Origin of the sequence: uncultured Microbacterium sp., assembly GCF_963521645.1 — a bacterium.
GTDB lineage: Bacteria > Actinomycetota > Actinomycetes > Actinomycetales > Microbacteriaceae > Microbacterium.
Genome location: NZ_CAUQVQ010000125.1, coordinates 1 through 4995 on the forward strand (window position 1 = coordinate 1; position 4995 = coordinate 4995).

Below are 4995 nucleotides of genomic sequence, written 5' to 3' on the forward strand. Positions count from 1 at the left end.
CTCCGGCGGCGACCGGCGCCCTCTGCGCGTCACGGTCGTCGTCGGCAGTGGCCGATGCCGATGCCGACGGCGCGGCGACGGTGGCGCCGTTTGCGGCGTAGTCGCGCAGCAGGCGACGCGCGATGCGGGCGACGTCGGCCGCGGCGGGTCGTTCGCCGGGCTCGAGAGACGTCATGCGGGTGAGCAGATCGCGCCACTCCTCGGGCACGGAGTCGGGGATCGTCGGCGGATGCAGGAGCCTTGCGACGGCCGCAGCTCGACCGCCCACGAGGGATGGGTAGCCGGGTTCGCCGCTCAGGGCTTCGAGGGCGACGAGGCCGAGCGCGAAGATGTCGACCGGAGTGCCGGGGTCGGCGTCACGCAGCTGCTCGGGTGCCATATAGGTGAGCGTGCCGAGCACGATGCCCGGGGTGGTGAGTCGGTTGTCGTCGATCGAGCACGCGATGCCGAAGTCCGCGAGCTTGGCCGTAAGGGGTCGATCGGTGCGGCTCTGCGCGAGCAGCACGTTCGACGGCTTGATGTCTCGGTGCACGATGCCTGCTGCGTGCACGGCGGTGAGACCTTCGGCGAGGTCGCGCACGATCCGTGCGACGTCGCGCGGCGGCAGCGGGCCCGCGGCCATGCGTGCGGCCAGGGTGGGTCCGTCGACGAACTCCATCACGAGGTACTGCGGGCGGTTCGGCGTGAGTTGCGCGTCGTACAGCGTGACGAGCGACGGATGGCTCAGTGAGGCGAGGAGGGCCTTCTCGGTGTGTGCGCGCTCGATCGACTCGACCGGCCCGTCGCTCGGGTGGATCATCTTGATCGCGACGACGCGTCCGAGGTGGGAGTCCTCGGCGCGGTAGACGGTCGCCATGCCGCCCTGTCCCACGCGGTCGTGCAGCACGTATCGTCCGTCGAGCAGCGCCTCGGTAGGCGACGTCACTTCCAGCGTCATCAGTTGCTCCTCGCAGGTGCATCCGGGTCATGCACTCGACGACAGTAGCGAGCGCGAGGTGGGGCCGTCACAGGGGTTGACGTGCGGCCGAATCGGTGAATGTATGCGCTCGGATGCAGTGCCGCGCGGTTGCACAGTCACGTCGCACAGTCCCGTCAGTGGTCCCGCCAGTGCACCGTCGACCCGCTCGATCGGGCGCCGGCACCGGGGGCCTCCGGCGCGGCGTCGGCGGCCTGTCAAGGCCCTCTCGTGCTGTCCGTGGTCTGGGATAGAAATGAGGCAGATCGAAAGGACGGGTCATGGCCGTAGGCGACATCGAGACGTTCCAGCGGGACGGGATCTGGTTCAACCGCATCGTGGGCGAGTCCCGCACGCTGGGCTCGGGCTTCGAGACGGAAGCCGAGGCGGTGCGCGTCGGTCGCAGCGCCGCGACGGCACGCCAGGTCATGCACACGGTGCGCGTCGAAGAGGGCCCGTCCGGCACGGGCAACCTCTACGAGTGGCACCCGCGAGACCTCATGAACTGAGCGACGGTGGCCGTTCACGACGGGGGTCGACGGATGCTGGTGCAGGTGTGCCTCAACGGGGCGCGGCCCGCAGCGCAGCATCCGGCGCTCACTGCTGACGCGACCCTGGCGGCGGCTCACGCGGCTCGGGCCGTGGCGGCGGGCGCAGGCGAGATCCATGTGCACCCGAAAGACGCCGAGGGCGACGACAGCCTGAGTGCCTCCGACGTGGAGCGGTGGGTGCGCGCGATGAGGTCGGCGTGCCCGGGCGTGCCGGTCGGGGTCACCACGGGGGCGTGGATCGCTCCCGACGTCGACAGCCGTATCGACGCGATTCGCGGGTGGACGACGCTGCCCGACTTCGCCTCGGTCAACTGGCATGAGGCGGGCGCCGATGACGTCGCATCTCTGCTGATCGAGCGCGGTGTCGGCGTGGAAGCGGGCATCTGGGATGCGACGGGCCTCGACGCGTGGCAGCGCTCACCCGTGCAGGCCGAGACGATGCGTGTGCTCGTCGAACTCCCCGACGAGGCCGCCGACGTGGTGCGGCGGCACGCCGAGGGACTGATCGCACACGTGCGTCTCGCCGACTCCGACGTGCCGATCCTGCTGCACGGCGAGCAGCGGTCGGCGTGGCCGGCGCTCATCCTGGCCGTCGAGCTCGGCCTCGACTCGCGCATCGGCCTCGAAGACACGCTGGCGCTGCCCGACGGACGACTCGCGCCCGACAACGCCGCACTGGTGCGCGCGGCGCTTGCGTTCGTCGACGCTCCCTGACGCGCATGACACCCGGGTGGCCTCCGTCACCCGCCGACACGCGAGTCGCGACCCGGGCATCGCATCTCTAGTGTGGAAGCCTGCGTCGCGAAGGGAGCGCCATGGCCGACCACCGCACGGGCACCGACCCGCATCCTTTCGACTCCCGCACGAGGATCGACCTCGATCGCCCCGAGAGTCGCAAGTGGAGTCTGCATCCGGGGCACATCGGAGCGTGGGTCGCGGAGATGGATTTCGGCGTCGCTCCCGTGATCGCCGACGCCATGCACCGCGCGATCGACGAGGAGAACCTCGGATACCTGTCGCCGCCGCGCGCAGCGCGCCTCGGCGAGGCGACGGCCGAGTGGATGCGCAGCGAGTACGACTGGACGATCGATCCGGAGCGCGTGCATCCGGTGTCCGACGTCATGGCCGCGCTGCGCGTCGCCGTCGAGGAGTACGCCCCGCTCGGGTCGCCGGTCATCGTGCCCACGCCCGCATATATGCCGTTCCTGACATATCTGCCCACGATCGGGCATCCCGTGATCGAGGTGCCGGGCATCGAGGTCGATGGACGCTGGCACCATGACCTGCAGCGCATCGATGAGGCGTTCGCCGCGGGGGCGCGCACCCTGGTGCTGTGCAACCCGCACAACCCGACGGGCACCGTGGTCGAGCGCTCTGAGCTGCAGGCGCTGGCCGAGATCGTCGACCGGCACGGCGGCCGCGTGTTCGCGGACGAGATCCACGCACCGCTGCGCTTCGACGGGCGGCCGTTCATCCCCTACGCCGCCATCTCTGAGGCGACCGCCGCGCACACCATCACCGGCACGAGTGCGTCGAAGGCGTGGAACATCCCGGGACTCAAGACGGCACAGCTGATCACCTCGAACGACGCCGATCAGGAGCTCTACCGCCGGTTCGGATTCTCGGTGCAGCACGGCGCGGCCACCCTGGGCGTGGTCGCGTCGACTGCGGCGTATCGCGAGGGCAAGCCGTGGCTCGAGGGCGTGCTGTCGTACCTGACCGAGTCGCGGCACCTGCTGGGCTCGCTCGTCGCCGAGCATCTGCCCGGGGCGGTGTATCGCGAGCCGGAGGCGACCTACATCGGCTGGATCGACACGAGCGCGCTGGGGATCGACGGCGCTCCTGCGGCGTTCTTCCGCGAGCGGGCGGGCGTCGTGCTCACCGAGGGTGCGCTGCTGGGGCACGGGTACGAGGACTTCGTGCGCGTGGTGTTCGCGACGCCGCGTCCCATCCTCGCCGAGGCGCTGGCCGCCATGGGAGACGCGGTCCGCGCGCGCTGACGCTCCGCGCACCCGCATCCACGTCCGCCCGCCCGCTGCGGGGTCACTTTCACACCGCCCACTGAGTGCGGGGTCACTTTCACATCTGAAAGGCCGGGTTCCGATGCGAAAGTGACCCCGCAGAGCGGCGGGTGGCACCCGGCGGTGGGCGGCACCGGTAGGGCGGCACCGGGAAGGTGAGACGATTTCGCCGGCTGCGGCCTAAGATTAAATATAACTATTGGCTGACATGAACGGACCGGCGTGCTCTACAAGCAGGTGTACGAAGCGTTGCGCGAGTCCATCTCGCAGGGTGACTATGCGGTCGGCGACCGGCTCCCCTCCGAGGCCGAGCTGTCGAGCAGGTTCGAGGTCAGTCCGATCACGATCAAGCGGGCGCTCGACCTGCTGCGCACCGACGGCATGATCATGCGGCGGCCCCGTATCGGCACCGTCGTCACGAGCTCGACGCCCACGGCACCGCAGCCGTCCGCCCGCGCCGCCGCCGAGAACTCCGACCGCTCTCCCTCGCTGATCGGCTGCGTGATCACGAGCTTCGACGACACCTTCGGCAACAAGGTGATCGAGGGGATCCTGGCCGCCACCGGCGCCGACGCGCATGTCGTGTTCAAGCGTTCGGGCGGCGACCTCGCGGACGAGGACGCCTGCATCCGTGCGCTCGTCGGCGCGGGAGTCGAGGGACTCATCTTGCTCCCCAGCTCGTCGGAGTACATCCCGCCGGCCGCGCTCGAACTCGTGGCCAAGAAGTTCCCCGTCGTCATCCTCGATCGACTGTTCGACGGCATCCCCGTGTCGGCGGTGTGCTCCGACAACCTGGCCGGAGGCCGAGCCGCGACCGAGCACCTGCTCGACCTCGGGCACAAGACCATCGGCTTCGTCAGCTCGACCAGCCATGTGTCGTCGAGCGACGATCGGCGCAACGGGTACATCCACGCGCACGCCTCGAATCACCTGCCGCTCGAGAACAGCGCCGAACTGCGCACGATCGGCTCGACCGTGCCCGGCAGCGCCGACACCATGGAGCAGGACATCGCGCGGCTGGTGGAGTTCGTCGAACAGCATCCGGACATCACCGGATATGTGGCGGCGGAGTACAACATCGCTCTGATGCTGCGCGAGGCCTGCCACCGGCTCGGGCTCACGGTGCCGACCGACATCTCGATCGTCTGCTTCGACCACCCCGACGCGACGTTCGACACCCGTCTCTTCCGCTACACCCACATCCGCCAGGAGCAGCGCACGCTCGGCGAGAAGGCCGTCGAGTCGGTGCGGCGTCAGATCAGTGCACCGAGCGAGATCGAGAAGGTCGTGCTGCCGACCGAGCTCGTGATCGGTGCGTCGTCGGCGGCTCCGCGGCGCTGAGCTCCGTCTCGACCCGCGAGCCCACGCCGCACTCACCGTCCACGCCTCAACGAGGTGGCACCTCCCCTCTCCTCGTCGACGAGGTGGCGCTTCCCCTCCACGCCTCGACGAGGTGGCGCTTCCCCTC

General features: G+C 69.7%; 5 protein-coding genes. 4 read left to right on the plus strand and 1 reads right to left on the minus strand.

Going from position 1 to position 4995, the window contains the following annotated elements:
* The coding region (locus RWO82_RS15025; RefSeq protein WP_314428335.1) for a serine/threonine-protein kinase at nucleotides 1–937 on the minus strand (937 nt) is incomplete at its 3' end.
* Nucleotides 938–1236: 299 nt separating this feature from the next.
* On the opposite strand from RWO82_RS15025, the gene RWO82_RS15030 reads away from it, so the two are divergent.
* From RWO82_RS15030 to RWO82_RS15045, 4 genes are all read left to right on the plus strand, one after another.
* A complete protein-coding gene (locus RWO82_RS15030; RefSeq protein ID WP_314428336.1) occupies nucleotides 1237–1464 on the plus strand; it encodes a hypothetical protein in 228 nt (75 codons plus the stop codon).
* Between the two features lie 6 nt (nucleotides 1465–1470).
* The gene (locus RWO82_RS15035) at nucleotides 1471–2220 is read left to right on the plus strand and encodes a 3-keto-5-aminohexanoate cleavage protein (RefSeq protein ID WP_314428337.1); all 750 of its coding nucleotides are present in this window, start codon (nucleotides 1471–1473) and stop codon (nucleotides 2218–2220) included.
* 101 nt (nucleotides 2221–2321) lie between these two features.
* Nucleotides 2322–3506, plus strand: a complete 1185-nt coding sequence (locus RWO82_RS15040; RefSeq protein ID WP_314428338.1) for an aminotransferase class I/II-fold pyridoxal phosphate-dependent enzyme — start codon at nucleotides 2322–2324, stop codon at nucleotides 3504–3506.
* 243 nt (nucleotides 3507–3749) lie between these two features.
* Nucleotides 3750–4868: a GntR family transcriptional regulator gene (locus RWO82_RS15045; protein WP_314428339.1), complete on the plus strand. Its 1119-nt coding sequence runs from the start codon at nucleotides 3750–3752 to the stop codon at nucleotides 4866–4868.
* Nucleotides 4869–4995 lie beyond the last annotated feature (127 nt).